We start from the raw sequence: 16,812 nt of genomic DNA, 5'->3' as shown, positions 1-16,812 counted from the left end.
GCAACAGGGAGCGCCAGTGCATCCTGAGGATCTGGATGCCGCCGAAGCACCAGCGATAGCGCTGGCTCTTCAGCGCCTCGAACGTCAACGGCATGATGCCCTGGCCGTACGACCTGTCGACATGCAAGCCCGTCCAGCCGGCTCGCAGCATGCGTAGCGAGAGCTCGGCGTCCTCGGTGATGCACCACTGGTCCCATCCGCCCAGGTCCTCGATCGCCTGCCTGCGGATGATGCCCATGGTGCCGGCGAAGATCGCGGCGTCCCGCTCGTTGCGCGACGGCTGCGAGACGGCGAAGAAGTACCGGTAGGAGTAGTACAGCCGCCGGTAGTACCTGGACTGCCGCCAACCGCGATAGTCCTGTGGTGCTTGGACGAACCCGAGCCCCTGGTCGGCGAACAGCGGGGCGCAGTCGGCCAGGAAGTTCGGCTGGATCTGGTAGTCGGAGTCGACGACCGCGATGAGCTCGGCGCGCGGATCGGTGAGGTTCTGGAGCGCGTAGTTGAGTGCGCCGGACTTGTAGCCGGGCCAGTCCTCGAGGTGCACGAACTTGACGTGGTGGGCCGCGCACCACCGCTCGACCGGGCGCCAGAGCTCGGGATCGTCGGTGTTGTCGTCAATGGCAACGATCTCGTAGTTCGGGTAGTTCAGCCGGCGCAACGCGGCCAGGGTCTGGATGACCATGTCCGGCGGCTCGTTGTGTGCGGGGATATGCAGACTGACGAACGGCCGGTAGTCCCCGTGCGGCACCGGCCCGCCCTTCTCGATCACCCGCCGACGCCAGTACTGCGTACCGAGTGCGTCGCACAGCTCCCACAGATAGGCACCCGCGAACAGACCTGCCAGGACTTCGAGCAACCACAGGATGACCCCGCCGATCGTGTTGACGACACCGAGGTGGCTCACGAAAGTCCAGTGGATGATGAAGACCAGGTACGCGACGTACAGGTAGGTCGACGCGGCCCAGCACACGTGCGCCCGGCCGTTCCAGCGCCGGGTGACGGGTAGTAGCGCGAGGCTGAACGCGATCACGACGATGGAGGCGATCAGCGCGCGATGCGGTGTCGTGCCGACCAGTACGGACAGGGCGTAGCTGACCGCCGTGAGCGCGACGGTGAAAATGAGCGCCGAGACCAGGCGACGGGAGTACGCCCAGGCGGTGGCGACAGGCCATCGCGTGGGCAGCGATACGAACATCGCAAGCGAACTGATCGGCGCAATGAAAAGCCCCGCCAGCAGCAACGCAGCAAGCATGTGACGAGCCCTCCTCCACCACGGTTCGCCACTGGAGGCAGTGTTCCGGCGTTGGCCAGCTCGCTCCGGGCCCTCCCAGCTTGGCCGCGACAGGCCCCCAGATCATGACCGCCAGCCCCCGTCCCCCCAACCAGACAGCACCCACCCCACCTACCAACTAGCTGGAATTTCAGGTGGTTGAGCAAGTCCATCCACGATCCAGAAGATCGTTGGCCGACCGTAGCGAGAGGACGTGCAGATGGCCTGTGGAAAGCGAACTCTAGGTGTCGGCCTAGCCGCCTACAGTGCTCTTCATGCCAGCTCACGTGTTCGTCGACGAGAGCAAAGCCAAGGGGCTGCTCGTCGCGGCTGCTGTGTGCCTCGCCGTCGATGTAAATGCCAATCGCCGCACCATGGCCGGCTTGCTAATGCCTCGGGAGCGGCGCATCCACTTCACCAAGGAGTCGCCGGCGCGACGCCGCAAGATCCTGGCGGTCATCGCCGGATTCGATCTGACGGTCCGGCTCTACCAGGCCGGGAAAGACGACGCGGTCGGGCGTAGGGCATGCCTGACCGCTGTCGTGCGCGACATCGCGGCCTCAGCCGAGCGGCTAGTGGTCGAACGCGACGAAACCACGATGACTTACGACAGGCAGGTGCTGTTCAGCGCAGCCCATCAGCACGGCTGTTCCGACACCTTGCACTATGAACTGCTTGCCCCTCACGCAGATCCGCTGCTCTGGATCCCCGACGCAGTCGCGTGGTCATGGGTCAAGGGTGGCGATCGGCGCGACCAGGTCGCGCCGTACTCCACGCTGATCAGGGTCTGAACGCGCGAAACCCGGCTCGCCAACCGTCCGGATGACTGCCGGGCCCACTTCCCGAGGACTATTGCCCTGGGCTGATGCAAGTGTACACACCCTTAGCGTCAGCCCACCACGCTAGCGCAGGCGTTGATAAGCCTCGGAAAACCGGTGGTCACTCCCTTCGGTGGCGGGGATGCTGAAGCGTGTTGTCTGGCTTGAGGGGGAGTTCGGGATGACCGTTGCTGCGCCGTACGGGGACCAGCCTGAAATCCGAGTGGCGGCCGGGACGCTGCGCGGCACTAGCGAGGCGGGCGTGGCCGTCTTCCGTGGCATCCCGTACGCCGAGGCGCCCGTCGGCGTACTCCGTTTTGCCGCACCGCAACCGGTGCAGGGCTGGGACGGGGTGCGGGATGCGGTTTCGTACGGTCCGCCGCCTCCGCAGGCCGGCGCCTTCGGCATGGACAAGTTGTCGCAGGCGGCTGGAGATGACTGGCTGACGATCAATGTCTGGTCGCCCGAGTTGGAACCGGCCGCGGGGCTGCCGGTCATGGTGTGGATCCAAGGCGGCGCCTACGGGATCGGCATGTCCAGCCTCCCGGAGTACGACGGCAGCCGCCTCGCGCGGGACGGTGATGTCGTCGTCGTGACGTTCAACTACCGGGTCGGCATCGAGGGCTTCGCGCAACTCGAGGGAGCGCCCGCCAACCGCGGACTGCTCGACCAGGTCGCCGCGCTGGAGTGGGTACGCGACAACATCAGCGCCTTCGGTGGCGACCCCGGTCGGGTCACGGTCTTCGGCCAGTCAGCGGGTGGTGGCTCGATCGCCGCCCTGCTGGCGATGCCGCGTGCAGCCGGGCTCTTCCAGCGAGCCATCGTAGGGAGCGCCCCAGGCACGTTCTTCTCGCCGGCACTCGCCGCCGACATCGCCACCGCCTGCGCTTCCGAGCTAGGGCTGCGACCAACCGTGGACGACCTGTCCACCGTGGCCCCCTCCCTCCTATCCGTCGCCGGTGACGCGGTCACCGACAAGATCGGCCAGTGGGTGGAACGCTGGGGCCAGGCCGCGTACAGATCGATCCTGTTCGCGCCTGTCGTCGATGGTGACGTCCTGCCCGTCACCCCGTGGCAGGCCCTGGCCGACGGCGCCGGCCGCGATCTCGAACTCCTCATCGGCCATACCCGCGACGAGCAGCGCCTGTTCAACATGCTCGACGGCAACCTCGGCTCGGTCACGTCTTCGCAGGCGGCAGCCGCTCTGACCGCCCTCGCCCCAGGCCCCGACGGCGCACGCCGGTACTACGAAGCATTCCCGACCGCCGACCCGGACGAGCTCCACGAACTCGTCAACTCGGACTGGCTGTTCCGCATGCCGACGCTCCACCTCGCCGACGCGCAGCTAGCAGCCGGCGGCCGCGCCTACCTCTACGAGCTGACCTGGCCCGCCCCGGCCATGGACGGTGCGATCGGCGCCTGCCACGGCCTCGACGTACCGCTCATCTTCGGCAACCTGACCGCCGGCCTACCCGCCATGCTGCTCGACGGGGCCCCCGAAGCAGAGGCAATGTCCAGCTTGATGCGCACCGCCTGGACCTCCTTCGCCACCCACGGCAACCCCGGCTGGCCCGCGTACAACCCCACCCAACGCCGAACCCAACTCTTCGACACCCAACCGACCGTGGCCACCTATCCAGAAGACCTGTCCCGCCAGCTCTGGCAAAGCCATACCTTCTCCGCTCTGCCCCTACTCAGCCAGCCCTAGGACTACTTGCGCACGATCGGGCTGGTCGATCCCCACATCACCGAGATGGTCGGAAGGACCACGCGGTAGTCGCGCACAGCGCTGGTTGTGTAGGTGTAGCTGTACGCACCAGTGCTGTTGGAGTAGACCTCCTTCAGCGGGCGCCAGGTGGCCGTGCCCTTAGCGCGGTACTGAATCTGACCGCGAGCACCGGACCAGCCGATGTACTTGTGGCCACTCTGCCAGTACCGCTTCGCTGTCGTCTTGATATTCACCTTCGCGCCCGATCGGGTCGCAGTCACCCGCCCGTACGTCGCCAGCCGCACGTCGGTGTAGGTCGTGTACTGATAGATGCTCGTTGTCCCCCTGGAGGCACCGCCCGGACGCCACGTCCAGCGCCCGATCGGCATGGTGTCGACCAGGGTGATCTTTGTCGAACGGGCTGAGTCCATGTAGGCGGCGCCGAGCCAGGCGTCGCCCGCGGACGGGTGGTAGGCAAACCAGAAGGCCATGTCAACACGTGCTGCGGCACAGTTGGGGCCCTGAGGGATGGTGATGTAGCGGTAGGGCTGGCCAATCGAGAACCGGCTCGCGACATACATGCTGCAGGTGTCGGCCGCGGCGGCAGTCGGAGCGGCAGCAGCCGGAGCAGCGGTGACCACTCCACCGGTGACCAGACCGACTGCGGCAAGTAGAGGCAACAAACGCATGGCAACTCCAGGACCTCAGACGCGACCGGGCCAGAGGTCCGGGCCGTCGCGAACCGTACTCACGATCGTGAGCCGCCTGAGGATCTCACGACGCTGGGCGTTTACCCACCAACCTGACCGTGCGGTATGCAAGCCCTGCGCCTACCTTCTCGGCTCGTACCGCATCGCCAATCCCTTGCCCGGCTCCTGCTTGAGTTGCTGAACGGCCTTGCCCAGGTCTCCGCGCACGAGTTCCGCGTTCCAGTCGACCTGCTCCAGGGTGCTCGACACGACGTACTTCTTGGCCGCGATGATCGCCTGGGCGAAGGGTTCCATCCACTCAGGCCGCACTCAGGCTGCTGAAGCCGGCGTGGTAGGCGCTGGGTAACAGTCTTCCCCTTGACTTGCCTCAGTTTGTGAGTCCAAGGAGATGGAATGACGAAAGCGAGACCAATGATCGGCGCCGTCCGGAGAGTTACAGCGGTTGCAGCCGTTGCTGTCGTCGCCCTGGTGAGCTTCGGCCAGGCGCCCGCCTCAGCGGGGACCCAGTTTGCCCCTGACCACTTCAAGGTCTGCCTCGACAAAGCCTGCGACGCCTATGTCGAGGGCAATATCGCGTGGGGGCAACGGACGGCGTACGTGTCCGGCGAAGTGGTCAACCCCTCCGACAATGGTTGGATCATCGCGTACTTCGACGCGTTCGCCGGCCCGACCAAGATCGACGGAACGACGCGGACGCGAGGCGAGAAGGGCAAGCGGCCAATCGGCTTCTACATCGGCAAGGCGGATCTGCCCGGTGGCATCGACCGGATCAGGACCCAGGTCTGCTGGGACCACGAGGTCGAACTTCGGAAGTGCGGCAAGCAATGGAACGACATCAGGGACTAGGGCGGTCCCTCGAGGTCTACCGTGAACCGGCCGGTCGGTGTGGAACGCCTCATGCCGGCCGGCAGATCAGGAGAGCTGGTAGATCAAGTGCGTGACTCCGATGCCTTCGATCACCTGCGCGGTTCCAAAGGTCCGAGGGCATCGGTGAGTCCGTCGAACATCCGAACACTCTGCCACCCCCTGGGCCGTCAGCGGCGCTGTTGCCATCGCGCTGTCCGAACGCACAGCCGGGCTGCGAAATCTAAGGAGCTGAGGGCCACCTCTAAGGAGCTGCGCCCGATGTATCCGCGCAGCGACCGGGTCGACAGTGAAGCAAGCGGCAGTCCGGCCGCGCGAGACACTGTGGAGGAATCATGAAGCGCAGCAGGAATTCAGCCATTGCCGCATCCGCACTCGCGTTGAGCGCCCTCGGGCTGACCGCGCCCGACGCAGCAGCAAGGGTTCCGGACGAGGGCCAAGAGCCGACCACGGTCGCCCCCCACGATCGGCCATTCACCGAGTACAACTACCCAAACTACGACCCGAAGTACGAGGTGCCCCGCGTCGAGACAGCCAGTGTCGGCGTCACATCGGACGACAACGGGGTCGAGGTTCTGCAGGCTGGCGCTTCTGCGATCGGAGGCGCTGCACTCGCGGTTGGTGCGATGTGGCTCTATCGACGTCGCCACGTGCCTGCCACCTAGTCCGGTTGCCCGATGGTCCCAGCACGATATCTGGAACCGCCGTGCTGACAGTCTGGCGATGGTGGGCGCACACTGGGCGTCGTGGGAGGGGCGACGATCGCGCGCTCGCCCGGCATCGTCGGCCGGATCGTAGAACGAGGGATTCTGGGAGCGGCGATCCGGGGAGCTGTTGAAGGTCGGCCGGGTGCGGTGTTCGTGCACGGCGAGGCGGGCGTGGGCAAGACCCGCCTGGTCAGAACCGTTTGCGACGAGGCGGCTCTGAGGGGCGTGGCGATTGTGTGGGGTCGATGCGTTCGGTTCGGGGCGGTGGATGCGCCCTACGGTCCGCTGATCGGTGCGCTGGAGGGCTGGGTCGAGTCAGCCGAACCCGCCGAGCTTTCTGATGTACTTGAGTTGGTCCCCGCCGCTGGCGCGCTCTTGCCCTCGCTGGGCAACCACACCTCCGCCCGCGCCGTCCGGCTGCTGCCCGTGGTGGATGGGCTGGTGATGGCGATCGCTTCGCATCGTCCAACCGTGCTGGTCGTCGATGACGTGCAGTGGGCCGACATGGCATCGCGCGATGCGCTCGCCTACCTAGTCGCCGGGTTTCGGAGCCAGCGGCTGACGGTGTTCACCACTTATCGGGATGAGGAGCTCGGCGAGGGCGATCCGATGCACAGCTGGCTGGCAGATCTTAGGCGGCTGCCGTCGGTCACCGATATTCGGCTGGACAGGTTGACCCGTGACCAGACCGAACGGCAGCTCGCGATGCTGTTAGGCGGTGACCCGCATCATCAACTGGTGGACGACGTGGCGCGGCGATCTGGCGGCAACCCCTACCTCAGCGAGCTGCTTGTCCACGGGGTGACACTCGCCGATGCCGAGTTGCCTGCTGAACTGCCTGAGGAGTTGACGGGCGCGCTGCTTGCTGCCTGGCACCGGCTCTCGGCTCCTACGCGCGAGGTGATGCGGGTGCTTGCGGTGGCTGGACGGCCGGTGCCAGTCGATGACCTGAGGGAGGTCACCGGAGCGCGCGCGATCGGTCCGGAGCGGTTGAGCGCATCCCTGGCCGAGGCAGCGAAGGCTGGCATCTTCGTGGCGCAGGATCCTGACCTGTGCTGGTTCCGGCATCCGCTGCTCGCAGAGGTGCTGTCCGCGAGTTATGTGCCGGGTGAGGCTGGTCCCGTTCATACTGCCTGGGCGAAAACGCTCGAGGCCCGTTCCGCCGCCGGCCTTGATGAGGTACGCCGCGTAGGCGATCTGGCTCAGCACTACGAGGGTGCACAGGATCTAGAGGCATGCCTGGATGCGTCGCTGCGGGCAGCCGATCTGGCCAGGCAGATCACGGCACCTCGTGAGGAGGCGGCCCATCTTCGTCGCGCGGCGCGCCTATGGCCGGAGGTTCATCGCGGCGACGCCGACGTACTGAGCAACGAAGTGGATCTCCTGGAGCGGGCAGCGCGGGCCAACGAGTTGGTCGGAGACGGCGAGGCGAGTTTCGCGGCGTGGAGCCGAGCACTCGCACTCATTGACGAGCGGGCGGAGCCGCTTCGCGCGAGCCGGATCCTGCTCCGATGGTCTGAGTCGGCTTGGACGACCGGCAGGCTCAAGACCGAGCCGATCGCGGAAGCCCAGCACGCTGTGGAGTTGTGCCGAGTGTTTCCTGAGAGTCAGCAGTACGCCGAGGCTCTGGCCTTCCTCAGCCAGTCTCAAGCCTGGAGCAACGCGCTCGATGCTGCGCGTGAGAATGCCGAGGAAGCAGTTCTGGCGGCTCATCGGTCAGGGTCTTGTGAGGCTCTTTCCGCGGCTTACCAAGCCCGCGGATTTGCCTACCAGCGGGATGAGCGGTCCGAGTTTGACACGACGGAGTCCATGCGCTTTGCACGCCTGAGTGGAGATCCGGAGCAGATCTCGTGGAGTTGCGTCGCGAGGATGAATTTCCTGCTCGAGCGTGGTCGGGTAGCCGAGTGCATCGAGGTCGCGGCAGCAGGATTCAACGAGGCACTTGATGCCGGAGCGTCGTCACCAGCAGCCGCGCTTGGCGGCGCCGTGGCTGGTGGTCTCCTCATGTTCGGCCGCCTGTCAGATAGCGCCGACGTCATCCGGACAGGTCTGTCCTTGGCCTGCCTGCCTAACGCCAGAGCGCACGTTCGACTACAGGCCGCCCGGCTCGCAGTAAGGCAAGGGCACCTGGAGACCGCGAGCATGCACTTGCAGCGGACGCAGGAACTCATACCGGCGTACGCGGAGCGACCCGGAATGGAGGCGCCGCCGGTGGTCGCGGAGTACTTGCTTGCCAGAGGACGGCCCGAGGAAGCACTCGCGATGCTCTCGCGAACGCTGACCGCTCAGTTCGCCGATCCGCAGATCGCCGACGAGATGCTGATGTGGGGGGCCCGCGCGGCCGCCGACCTGGCGGTTTCGGCGCGGGACAGCCGCGACAGCGCGCTCGGCAAGAAGGCTCAGACGGCGCTCGATGAGCTTGTGGCGTTGCGTGAACCTCTACTGCCGTCCCCCTTCGCGGTCACGGTGCCGGATGACCCGATCCAGCCAGCGATGAAAGCGCTATACGTTGCTGAGCGTGCGCGCTTGAAAGCGGGGAAGCCCACCTCTGCCGCCTGGGAGAACGCCGTACACATGTGTGCTGCCGCAGGAATGCGGTGGGAGGAGGCTGTGTCGTCCTGGCGGTGGGCCCAAGCCCTGCTCGAGGAGGGAGCTAGGCGGACGGCAATCGCCATGCCGCTGAGGTCGGCGCACAGGTTCGCAGTCGAGGTCGGTGCGATCCCACTGCAGAGCCAAACGGAGGCGCTGGCCACACTCTGCGGCAAGATCCCGCTCGAAGAACCGGCAGCTCCGTCGCACGATCAGGCCCCGCTGCCCTTCCGATCTCTGACAAAGCGAGAGCAGGAGGTGCTCACCTCTCTGATCGCCGGCCGAACGTACGCAGAGATTGCCGGCGCACTGTTCATCAGCGAGAAAACGGTCAGCGCACACGTGTCGAACCTGCTCCGCAAAACGGGGACATCCTCGCGAGGTGAGGTTTCCGCCCTAGCGCTCAGGCTCGGCGTGCACCACTGAGATCAGCGCAGACAACTCGGACCATCACGCAGAGCTCTCGCCTGGCCATCAGACAGTGGAGCAGGTTTAGGACAGCGTGCCATTCACGAGGAATCAGGCTCCGATGGTGGAGGCGTCGATGACGAACCGGTAGCGTACGTCGCTGTTCGCGACGCGCTCGTACGCTGGGTTGATCTGGTCGGCCGAGATCTTCTCGATCTCCGCACCGAGGCCGTGCTGAGCGCAGAAGTCCAGCAGTTCTTGGGTTTCGGCGATGCCGCCGATCGAAGAGCCGGCGAGCACGTTGTTCCCGGCGATCAGCGAGAAGACGTTGTAGGACTGAGGATTCGGCGGCGCGCCGACGTTCACCATTGCTCCGCCGACTCGCAGCAGGCTGAGGTACGAGTCGATCGGCAGGTCCGACGAAACGGTGTTGAGGATCAGGTCGAAGCGGTGCTCGAGCAGGTCGAACGTCGACGGATCGCCGGTCGCGAAGTAGCTCTTCGCGCCGAGACGTAGGCCGTCCTCCTGCTTCTTCAGGCTCTGGCTCAGTACCGTGACCTCAGCGCCCATCGCCACCGCGAGCTTGACCGCGAGGTGGCCCAGCCCGCCGAGGCCGACGACGGCGACCTTCTTGCCCGGTCCGGTGCCCCACTGGCGCAGTGGCGAGTAGGTGGTGATGCCGGCGCAGAGCAACGGAGCGGCAACGTCCAGCCCGATGCCTTCGGGGATCCGGCAGACGAAGGCGTCTTTCACGACGATCTGGCGGCTGTAGCCGCCGTACGTGGGCTCGCCGTCGTAGCCGACAGCGTTGTAGGTCAGGACGGCGCCCTTGACACAGAACTGCTCGGTCCCGGCCAGGCAGTACTCGCACTCGCCGCACGAGTCGACCATGCAGCCGACGCCGACCCGGTCGCCGACCTGGTACTTCGTGACGTCCGCGCCGACGGCGGCGACGACACCGGCGATCTCGTGGCCGGGCACCATCGGGAAGATCGCGGTGCCCCACTCCTGGTTGACCTGGTGGATGTCGCTGTGACAGATGCCAACGTAGGCGACGTCGATCAGTACGTCGCCCGGGCGCAGGTCGCGGCGCTCGATGGTCGCCGGGGCGAGCGGGCCGCCCGGGGCCGCGGCGGCGATGGCATGTGTTGTGGTGCTCATGAAACCCTCCGAGAAAAGGCACTACGACGAGCTACGCAGGAGTCACGGACGGTCGGCGCCCGCGTGTCCTTGCTGTGAGTGCGAATACGCTCTGTCTGTCCCATGCTGATCGAGTCGGCGGTGGCTCCACATCACTCAATCGGCTAGCTCTTGCAGGCGCGACTGCGCCAGGCGTGATCAGGGTGCTCGTACGATTTATGCATGGATGAATCGGTGGAGCCGCCGCGCGCGGGCGGTGCCGGTACCGGAGTGGCGGCCCTGGCGCCGTCGTTGGTTGCTCTCGCGGCGCTGGGGCGGGACGCCAACATCACCCGTGCCGCCGAGTCCGCGGGCATGAGCCAGCCGACCCTCAGTAGGGCGCTCGCGCGGTGGGAAACAGCGCTCGGGACCCGCCTCTTCGAGCGGCCAGGCCGTCAGATAGTTCTGACACCGGAGGGGCGCCGGCTTTGCCTGGCAGCCGCGGAGGCCTTGGCGCTGCTGAATGACGCCGCTGAGAGCGCAGCGGATTCCAGCATTCCGACGCTGGCGCTAGGCGTCCAGGGTTCTTTCGGTGCAACGATCGCCGAGGAGGCAGTTTCCTCCTTCCGAGCGCAGTACAGCGACCTGCAGTTCCTGCACAAGCAGGCGCCCACCGACGAACTGCTCGACGACCTCACTGCGGGCCAACTCGACATGGCACTGATCGCTCCGCGACCGGACGCGGACTTCGGCTGGCTGCATATGGGACGGCAAGCTCTCGTGCTCGTCGTGCCGGTCCGCCATCGACTGACCGAACGACGGGAGGTGCATCTGTCCGAACTCGAGGATGAGGAGTTCATCTCCCTCGACCAGCGCTTCCACCGCAACACCGATGCCCTCTACGCCGAAGCAGACTTCGCGCCCAAGATCGTCATGGTGGCTGACAACGCCCGCACCGTACGCGACTACGTCGGTAGCGGCTTCGGCATCGCCGTCCTGCCCTTGGACACCAGCGTCAGCCCTCGGGTCCGCACGATCGCCATCACATCCCCACACGCCATCCGTGACGTGGGCCTGGCCTGGAACAAACGCCGACGCCTGTCGCCGACCGCCCTTGCCTTCCGCCAGCACATCGAACTGCTCTGCGAGCGGCATCCTGGGTGGTCTGATCTAGTCGACGGCTGAGCAGCCGGCCATCGCGTCTACAGGGTCGGATGCCGCCAACGCTCGGCAGCCGTCGGAATATGCCCGATGCGTGAGTGCATGAATCGGCGCGGCGGGGATTGGATCGGTGGTCCCGCCGACGGGAGTCTCGAAGTTGTCAACTGAAGCGACCGGCCACCCCTTCATGGCAGAGCTCGGGCCGAAGCTTCGATCAGAGCATTCTGTGAGATGGGATCATCATGAGTGGATCAGGGAAGTCTGTCGCCGCGAAGCTGAAGCGCCGCGTATGGGCTCCGGCGGCGATCGTCGTCGCCGCCGGCGTTGTTCTTGGACTGGCCGTCGGACCGGCGTCGGCAAACGGGCCCAAGGAGTCGGCCGCCGTGCAGACCGTGTCGACTCACCGGCCCGCTCATCAGCCCAAACCGACCGTTGTACTGGTCCACGGGGCCTGGGCCGACGCGTCCAGTTGGAGCGGCGAGGTTCGGTCGCTGCAGCGCGAGGGCTACCCCGTGCGAGCGATCGCCAACCCGGTCGAGAACCTGACCACCGATGCTGAGTACGTCCATGACTTCCTCGAGTCGATCCACGGACCGATCGTGCTGGTCGGCCACTCCTACGGCGGAGCGGTGATCACGAACGCCGCCGTCGGCCTGCCCAACGTCAAGGCTCTCGTCTACATCGACGCTGCAGCACCTGCCCCTGGAGAGACCAACGGTCAGCTGAGTGGTGCCGACTCCGTTCTTGCGACCAAGTCGAAGACCCAGTTGTTCACGACCACGACGTACCCGAACGCCCCGGCGGGGGCGTCCGAGCTCTACCTGAACGAAGACATCTTCGTGAACAACTTTGCCAACGACCTGCCGCGCGCAGAGGCCGAGCAGCTCTGGGCTTCGCAGCGTGGTGCGTCAACGGTCGCCTTCGACACCAAGTCCAAGGTGGCGGCGTGGAAGACGATTCCGTCCTGGTACTTCATCAGCACGGGTGACCAGATCATCACCCCGACCTCGGAACTGGCGATGGCCCGCCGCGCCCACTCCCACATCACCCTCTTCCACGGCGGATCCCACCTGACCCTGATCTCCCACCCAGACGCCGTCACCGCCGTCATCCACTCGGCCATCAATTCGGTCCGCTGATCTCGACCCCAACTTGAAGCGGGTGCCCTGCGTGAAAGCAACGCAGGGCACCCGCGAGTCATGCACCGAAGCAGAGAGAAGAACTGGCCGGCGAAGAACCGCTGGAAACAACACCCCGAATCGCGTTCTCGTTGAGTGGCTGTTTGACAGGAGGCATGGGACCCTGGCGTCGATGGGGGTGGCGGGGATATGACTGGGGAGGCTTGGATGTCTGGGGTTCTGGTGCGGAGCGTGGTTGCGGTAGGCGTGTTATGCGTTGCGCTCGTTGGTTGTTCTCAGGAGAAGAAGGCCGAGCCGGTGCCGTTGCCGCGGACAACGGTGTCGGGGGCGGTTGATCTGGAGACCGACAAGGCTGCTGTGGCGCAGGCGTTTGCTGCGGACCGCGAGGCATTGTTGGCGAAGGATGGGAAGGCCGTGGCGGCTCTGCTGTCGGCGGACAGCATTGCGTACTTCGCGGCCCTGAAGAAGCTGGCCCTGACGGCATCCGAGCCGTATCTGCGGCGAGCGCGAGTCAGCGATCAACTTGCAGTACTCTTCCTGCGCTTGAGGGTGCGACCCGAGGACCTCCGCCGTTGGTCACCGACCGAAATAGTCATCGACTCTGTCCGGCATGATCAGTTCAGCGCCGGCGGAAATGTGCGCCGGATGTCCACTGGCGCAGTGGAAGTCTCGAGTGACACTGCCAGCGTGCTGATGAAGCTTGACGGCAAGGAGAGTCAATTCTCCTTCACTTTCTGGCGCGAGGATGGCCTGTGGAAGTTCCGCATGATCCCGTTGCTTGAGGCAATAGAGAGCACGATGCGGGCACTCGTCCAGGAACGGCACCTCACCGATCGCACCTTCGTCGACCAGGCCCTGGCCGCGGAGCAGCCCGACCCCGACAAGATCGCCACCGCCTGGAAACCCATGGGCTCGCAATGACGACGACTGTCGATCAGCCCAGGGCCGAGCCCGTCACCTGAGTCGGTCTAGGCATGGCCGTGTTGCAGAAGTCACTCCAGGCGAGCACGGGTTGAGTGGCCTCGGTTGTGCCACACTGCGGTGATTTGTCTTCTATGGGGAGGGGCCTCGATGTTTAGAAGTATTAAGCGACTTGCGATCGTTGCCGCTGTGATGGCGTCGACGATCTTGGTTCCGATGGAAGCCGCCTATGCGGCGGACGGCTGCGGGGATGACTGGTACAAGGGGTCCGACGGCTACTTGGAGAAGGACGGACCCTGGGAGGGCGAAGGCGCCCGCAACGCGTGGGTCTATCACGCGGGACGGGTTCGCTTCTGCACCCAGAACGATTTCATCGGTGACGACAACAACCGCAGGGCTCTCATCGGATACCCGAGTGACCCTTACGCGTTCGAGAGCCAGATCACGAAGAACGGCGGCTACTCCAAGTTCTGCGTGAAGCAGACCATCAAGGTCAACATCACCGGGGTCAAGTCCTCTGAGTCGTGGACTATCAGTGGCACAGTTTCCAAGGGCGACCCATCAGTGAGCGCTTCCTACACCTCCAGCACCGAAACCCTGACCGTGACCGTCGCCAAGACCGCGACTTGCGGCCCCAACGCTAACGGGATCACCGCTCGTACGAGCGGGATCACCGTCACCGGCACGTCCGACAATTCTGCCGAGATCCAGTGGGTCGAACTCACGACGCAGCTCACTATTGAGTACTCGGCAAACGGCACCAAGCACGTCGCGAACCACAGCCTGGTCGAGAAGGACTACAGCTGAGCCCATAGCTCCGCACCTCGAAGTGCACGGAAGCGGCGTCCAGGGAAGCCCGGGCGCCGCTTTCCATTGGCCCGGCCAACTGCAAGGCCGTCGCCGCGAGAGCATCACCGCCGGTCACCGGTCCTTCCGGGGGAGTTGGCAACACGGGAGGATGGCCGCCCGACAGGAAGGCGGACCTCCATGACGGCACCGGTGTGGCTTGCCGTGATTTCTAGCGCGTCCGGCTTAGCTGGCGTGACACTCGGCGCAGCGCTCACAGGTCGGGCCCAAAGAAGGCAATGGGCGAGAGGCAAGCAAATCGACGCCTGTGCAGCGATCGTCGTCGAATCGACACGCGTGCAACTCGCCCTGAGGCGGCAGTGGAGACACGCGGAGCGAGTGGATTGGGTGCCATGGAACGAAGCCCTGGCTGCCATCAGCCTGGTCGCCGCCCCTACGGTTGTCGGAGCTGCTGGCGACGTCGATGAGCTGTTCTGGCGGCACAGTGACTTAATCGACCGGGGCGATCTCAATGACGAGGCGGCATGGGTCGCGGCCTCCGGCCTGATGGAGAGGGCTCGCCTCGCCTTCATCAACGCCACGAAGGAACACGTCATCGGTTCGAGCAAGCGTCTGGAGCGGTTGCCGATTCGCCGGCCAAGTGAGTACCTGCCTGGCGGCACAGGCGACAGTCCTTCAACCGCCGACTCGAGCTCGTAGAAGTCCGGGCTGGCGCCTTGTTCAGGCCAACCTCACGCCCCACCTCGGCCGTGTCCTGCTGGACGAATTGGATGGGCTGCTACTCGCGGCCGCCTTGTCTTCGAGCGATGTCATGTCATGGGTCTACGCGTACAGGGATGACCCGGGCGGACGCTGAGCCGCGACGAAGGAGCTGCGACCGAATGTGCTGGGTGGGCCCCGTGGGACTCGAACCCACAACCTGCGGATTAAAAGTCCGCTGCTCTGCTAAGTGAGCGGCTTAGCCGCTCGTATCGCGCGTGTTGTCCGCGCGAAACGCGTGGTTTACACTCGCAGTATGTTCGGTCGCGAAGAGCTGGAGAGAGCACTCCGGATGCTTGGTGCGGTGCTGCAGGACCGCGGCGCATCCAGTCGCATTCTTGTTGGGGGCGGCAGTAGCCTGCTGCTCCTTGGGCTCATCGAACGTCCCACTGCTGATCTGGACGTCATCGGCCTTGCGAGCGGTGGTCACTATGCCAAGGCCGAATCGATCCCAGGGCCGTTGGCTGAGGCTGTTCGCGATGTTGGGGCAGCGCTCGGTCTCTCCGACACCTGGCTGAACAACGGGCCGGCTACGTTGTTCGACTTCGGATTGCCGAAGGGATTCGAAGAGCGAGTGTCGGTCCGCGAATACGGGTCACTGGAAGTACATGTCGCCGGTCGTTTCGACATGGTCTGTTTCAAGCTTTACGCCGCAGTCGACCAGTCCGGCTACGGAACAAGTAAGCATCTCGCTGACCTGCTCATACTCAGGCCGACGACTACCGAGCTTGTAACGGCGGCTCACTGGACTCGCACTCAAGACGATTCCGAGGGCTTCCGTGGGGAGCTGGTCAAAATCTTGACCGTACTCGGTGTGGAGGCGCCAGATGTCAGTCTCTAGGACGCCATCAAGTTCGCTCGCCGAACTCGAGTTGGCCCTCGTCTGGGGGGCATGGGTCGAGTTGGGCGTCTCCGGCTGGCAGCGGACGCACAGAAGTTGGGCCATCGATCCGGAGCCACTCATCCTCCGCACCGCCATGCTTGGCGACGCCGATCCTCGACTCCGTGACGAGGCCTTGGACTGGTGTATTCACTACTGGCGGTACGTGTCACGAGTGCGCCTTCGTAATCTCCTGCGGGATCATTCAGCCGACTCGCTTGACCGATGGGGCCAGTTCGCGGCGACGGTGAACAAGCACTCGAAAGCAAGCTGGCCTCATGCGACCCGCGAACTCGAGTACACGATCACCGGCCGCTCTTCGCTGCGTTCCATGGAGCAACCATCGCGCGCCTGGCTGCGACTACGTGCGGTGTTCGGACTGGGTGCGCGTGCGGAGATACTGCGGTACTTCCTGTCAGGAAACCGGCGTGGCGCGGTCGCCGTGATCGCCGAGAACATCGGCTACGTCAAACGCAACGTCGCGGACGAATGCGATTCGCTGGAGACAGCTGGGGTTCTCAAAAAACATCAGGTCGGAAATCGCTTCTACTACGCACTTGCTCGGCGGAAGGAACTTCAGGAGTTCGTCGGTTCGCTCCCGGAAACCTGCCCCGACTGGGCGTCTCTCTTCGAGATGACTTCCGCGATGGTTGGGCTGGAAGCAAAGGCCCGCGTGGCGCCCGTTGAGGTGCTGATTGTCGAGGCCCACAAGGTGGCGCGGCTACTTGACGGGTCGCTCGAGAATCTGGACATCGAAGATCGTCCGACGCTCGTGTTGCCCGACGACTACTGGCCAGCCGTCCGAGACTTTGCGCAGCGTTACATGTCGGCATGGTCCGCAGGGCGGTGGACGCCGATCAGGCAGCAAAGGCCACCTGCTCGTACACACAGTGGTGACCGAGCCTCATAAGCCCGTCGTCGGTCAGCGGAGACGTGCGCCGAAAGACTTGCT

Annotated in this window: 16 protein-coding genes and 1 tRNA gene; 12 read left to right on the top strand and 5 right to left on the bottom strand. The window is 65.1% G+C overall.

What is annotated here, in order from left to right:
* Nucleotides 1-1,252, bottom strand: a 1,252-nt coding sequence (locus VFG33_RS18140) for a glycosyltransferase family 2 protein (protein ID WP_325054073.1), incomplete at its 3' end; no start/stop codon positions are given.
* 293 nt (nt 1,253-1,545) lie between these two features.
* On the opposite strand from VFG33_RS18140, the gene VFG33_RS18135 reads away from it, so the two are divergent.
* Together VFG33_RS18135 and VFG33_RS18130 are read left to right on the top strand one after the other, a co-directional pair.
* The gene (locus tag VFG33_RS18135; RefSeq protein WP_325054072.1) at nt 1,546-2,061 is read left to right on the top strand and encodes a hypothetical protein; all 516 of its coding nucleotides are present in this window, start codon (nt 1,546-1,548) and stop codon (nt 2,059-2,061) included.
* Between the two features lie 169 nt (nt 2,062-2,230).
* Nucleotides 2,231-3,796: a carboxylesterase/lipase family protein gene (locus VFG33_RS18130; protein WP_325054071.1), complete on the top strand. Its 1,566-nt coding sequence runs from the start codon at nt 2,231-2,233 to the stop codon at nt 3,794-3,796.
* Nucleotides 3,797-3,798: 2 nt separating this feature from the next.
* Here the strand turns inward: VFG33_RS18130 and VFG33_RS18125 are convergent, their stop codons facing one another.
* Together VFG33_RS18125 and VFG33_RS18120 are read right to left on the bottom strand one after the other, a co-directional pair.
* Entirely contained in the window at nt 3,799-4,485 is a 687-nt protein-coding gene (locus VFG33_RS18125) for a hypothetical protein (protein ID WP_325054070.1), read from the bottom strand.
* Between the two features lie 141 nt (nt 4,486-4,626).
* Nucleotides 4,627-4,800 carry a dihydrofolate reductase family protein gene (locus VFG33_RS18120; RefSeq protein ID WP_325054069.1) on the bottom strand — a complete coding sequence of 58 codons (174 nt, stop codon included), beginning with the start codon at nt 4,798-4,800 and terminating at the stop codon, nt 4,627-4,629.
* A gap of 99 nt (nt 4,801-4,899) precedes the next feature.
* Between VFG33_RS18120 and VFG33_RS18115 the strand changes: the two genes are divergently transcribed.
* From VFG33_RS18115 to VFG33_RS18105, 3 genes are all read left to right on the top strand, one after another.
* Nucleotides 4,900-5,352 carry a hypothetical protein gene (locus VFG33_RS18115; protein WP_325054068.1) on the top strand — a complete coding sequence of 151 codons (453 nt, stop codon included), beginning with the start codon at nt 4,900-4,902 and terminating at the stop codon, nt 5,350-5,352.
* A 353-nt stretch (nt 5,353-5,705) separates the two neighbouring features.
* On the top strand, nt 5,706-6,035 hold the full coding sequence (locus VFG33_RS18110; protein WP_325054067.1) for a hypothetical protein: 330 nt from the start codon (nt 5,706-5,708) through the stop codon (nt 6,033-6,035).
* 81 nt (nt 6,036-6,116) lie between these two features.
* Nucleotides 6,117-9,092: a helix-turn-helix transcriptional regulator gene (locus tag VFG33_RS18105; protein ID WP_325054066.1), complete on the top strand. Its 2,976-nt coding sequence runs from the start codon at nt 6,117-6,119 to the stop codon at nt 9,090-9,092.
* 93 nt (nt 9,093-9,185) lie between these two features.
* On the opposite strand, the gene VFG33_RS18100 is transcribed toward VFG33_RS18105, so the two are convergent.
* A complete protein-coding gene (locus tag VFG33_RS18100) occupies nt 9,186-10,235 on the bottom strand; it encodes an NAD(P)-dependent alcohol dehydrogenase (protein WP_325054065.1) in 1,050 nt (349 codons plus the stop codon).
* 201 nt (nt 10,236-10,436) lie between these two features.
* Between VFG33_RS18100 and VFG33_RS18095 the strand changes: the two genes are divergently transcribed.
* From VFG33_RS18095 to VFG33_RS18075, 5 genes are all read left to right on the top strand, one after another.
* Nucleotides 10,437-11,378: a LysR family transcriptional regulator gene (locus VFG33_RS18095; RefSeq protein ID WP_325054064.1), complete on the top strand. Its 942-nt coding sequence runs from the start codon at nt 10,437-10,439 to the stop codon at nt 11,376-11,378.
* Between the two features lie 218 nt (nt 11,379-11,596).
* Nucleotides 11,597-12,493, top strand: a complete 897-nt coding sequence (locus tag VFG33_RS18090) for an alpha/beta hydrolase (RefSeq protein ID WP_325054063.1) — start codon at nt 11,597-11,599, stop codon at nt 12,491-12,493.
* Between the two features lie 207 nt (nt 12,494-12,700).
* Nucleotides 12,701-13,414 carry a hypothetical protein gene (locus VFG33_RS18085; RefSeq protein WP_325054062.1) on the top strand — a complete coding sequence of 238 codons (714 nt, stop codon included), beginning with the start codon at nt 12,701-12,703 and terminating at the stop codon, nt 13,412-13,414.
* Nucleotides 13,415-13,564: 150 nt separating this feature from the next.
* Nucleotides 13,565-14,221 carry a hypothetical protein gene (locus tag VFG33_RS18080; RefSeq protein WP_325054061.1) on the top strand — a complete coding sequence of 219 codons (657 nt, stop codon included), beginning with the start codon at nt 13,565-13,567 and terminating at the stop codon, nt 14,219-14,221.
* A gap of 180 nt (nt 14,222-14,401) precedes the next feature.
* A complete protein-coding gene (locus VFG33_RS18075) occupies nt 14,402-14,920 on the top strand; it encodes a hypothetical protein (RefSeq protein ID WP_325054060.1) in 519 nt (172 codons plus the stop codon).
* A gap of 192 nt (nt 14,921-15,112) precedes the next feature.
* On the opposite strand, the gene VFG33_RS18070 is transcribed toward VFG33_RS18075, so the two are convergent.
* A tRNA-Lys gene (locus tag VFG33_RS18070) sits at nt 15,113-15,177 on the bottom strand.
* A gap of 59 nt (nt 15,178-15,236) precedes the next feature.
* On the opposite strand from VFG33_RS18070, the gene VFG33_RS18065 reads away from it, so the two are divergent.
* Both VFG33_RS18065 and VFG33_RS18060 read left to right on the top strand, forming a co-directional pair.
* A complete protein-coding gene (locus VFG33_RS18065; RefSeq protein ID WP_325054058.1) occupies nt 15,237-15,821 on the top strand; it encodes a hypothetical protein in 585 nt (194 codons plus the stop codon).
* The gene (locus tag VFG33_RS18060) at nt 15,808-16,770 is read left to right on the top strand and encodes a hypothetical protein (protein ID WP_325054057.1); all 963 of its coding nucleotides are present in this window, start codon (nt 15,808-15,810) and stop codon (nt 16,768-16,770) included. The genes VFG33_RS18065 and VFG33_RS18060 overlap by 14 nt, the downstream gene beginning before the upstream one ends.
* Nucleotides 16,771-16,812 lie beyond the last annotated feature (42 nt).

Source organism: Kribbella sp., assembly GCF_035687465.1.
Taxonomy (GTDB): Bacteria; Actinomycetota; Actinomycetes; order Propionibacteriales; family Kribbellaceae; genus Kribbella.
The sequence above is the reverse complement of the archived record's forward strand: the minus strand, read 5'-3'. Positions and strand labels throughout refer to the sequence as shown.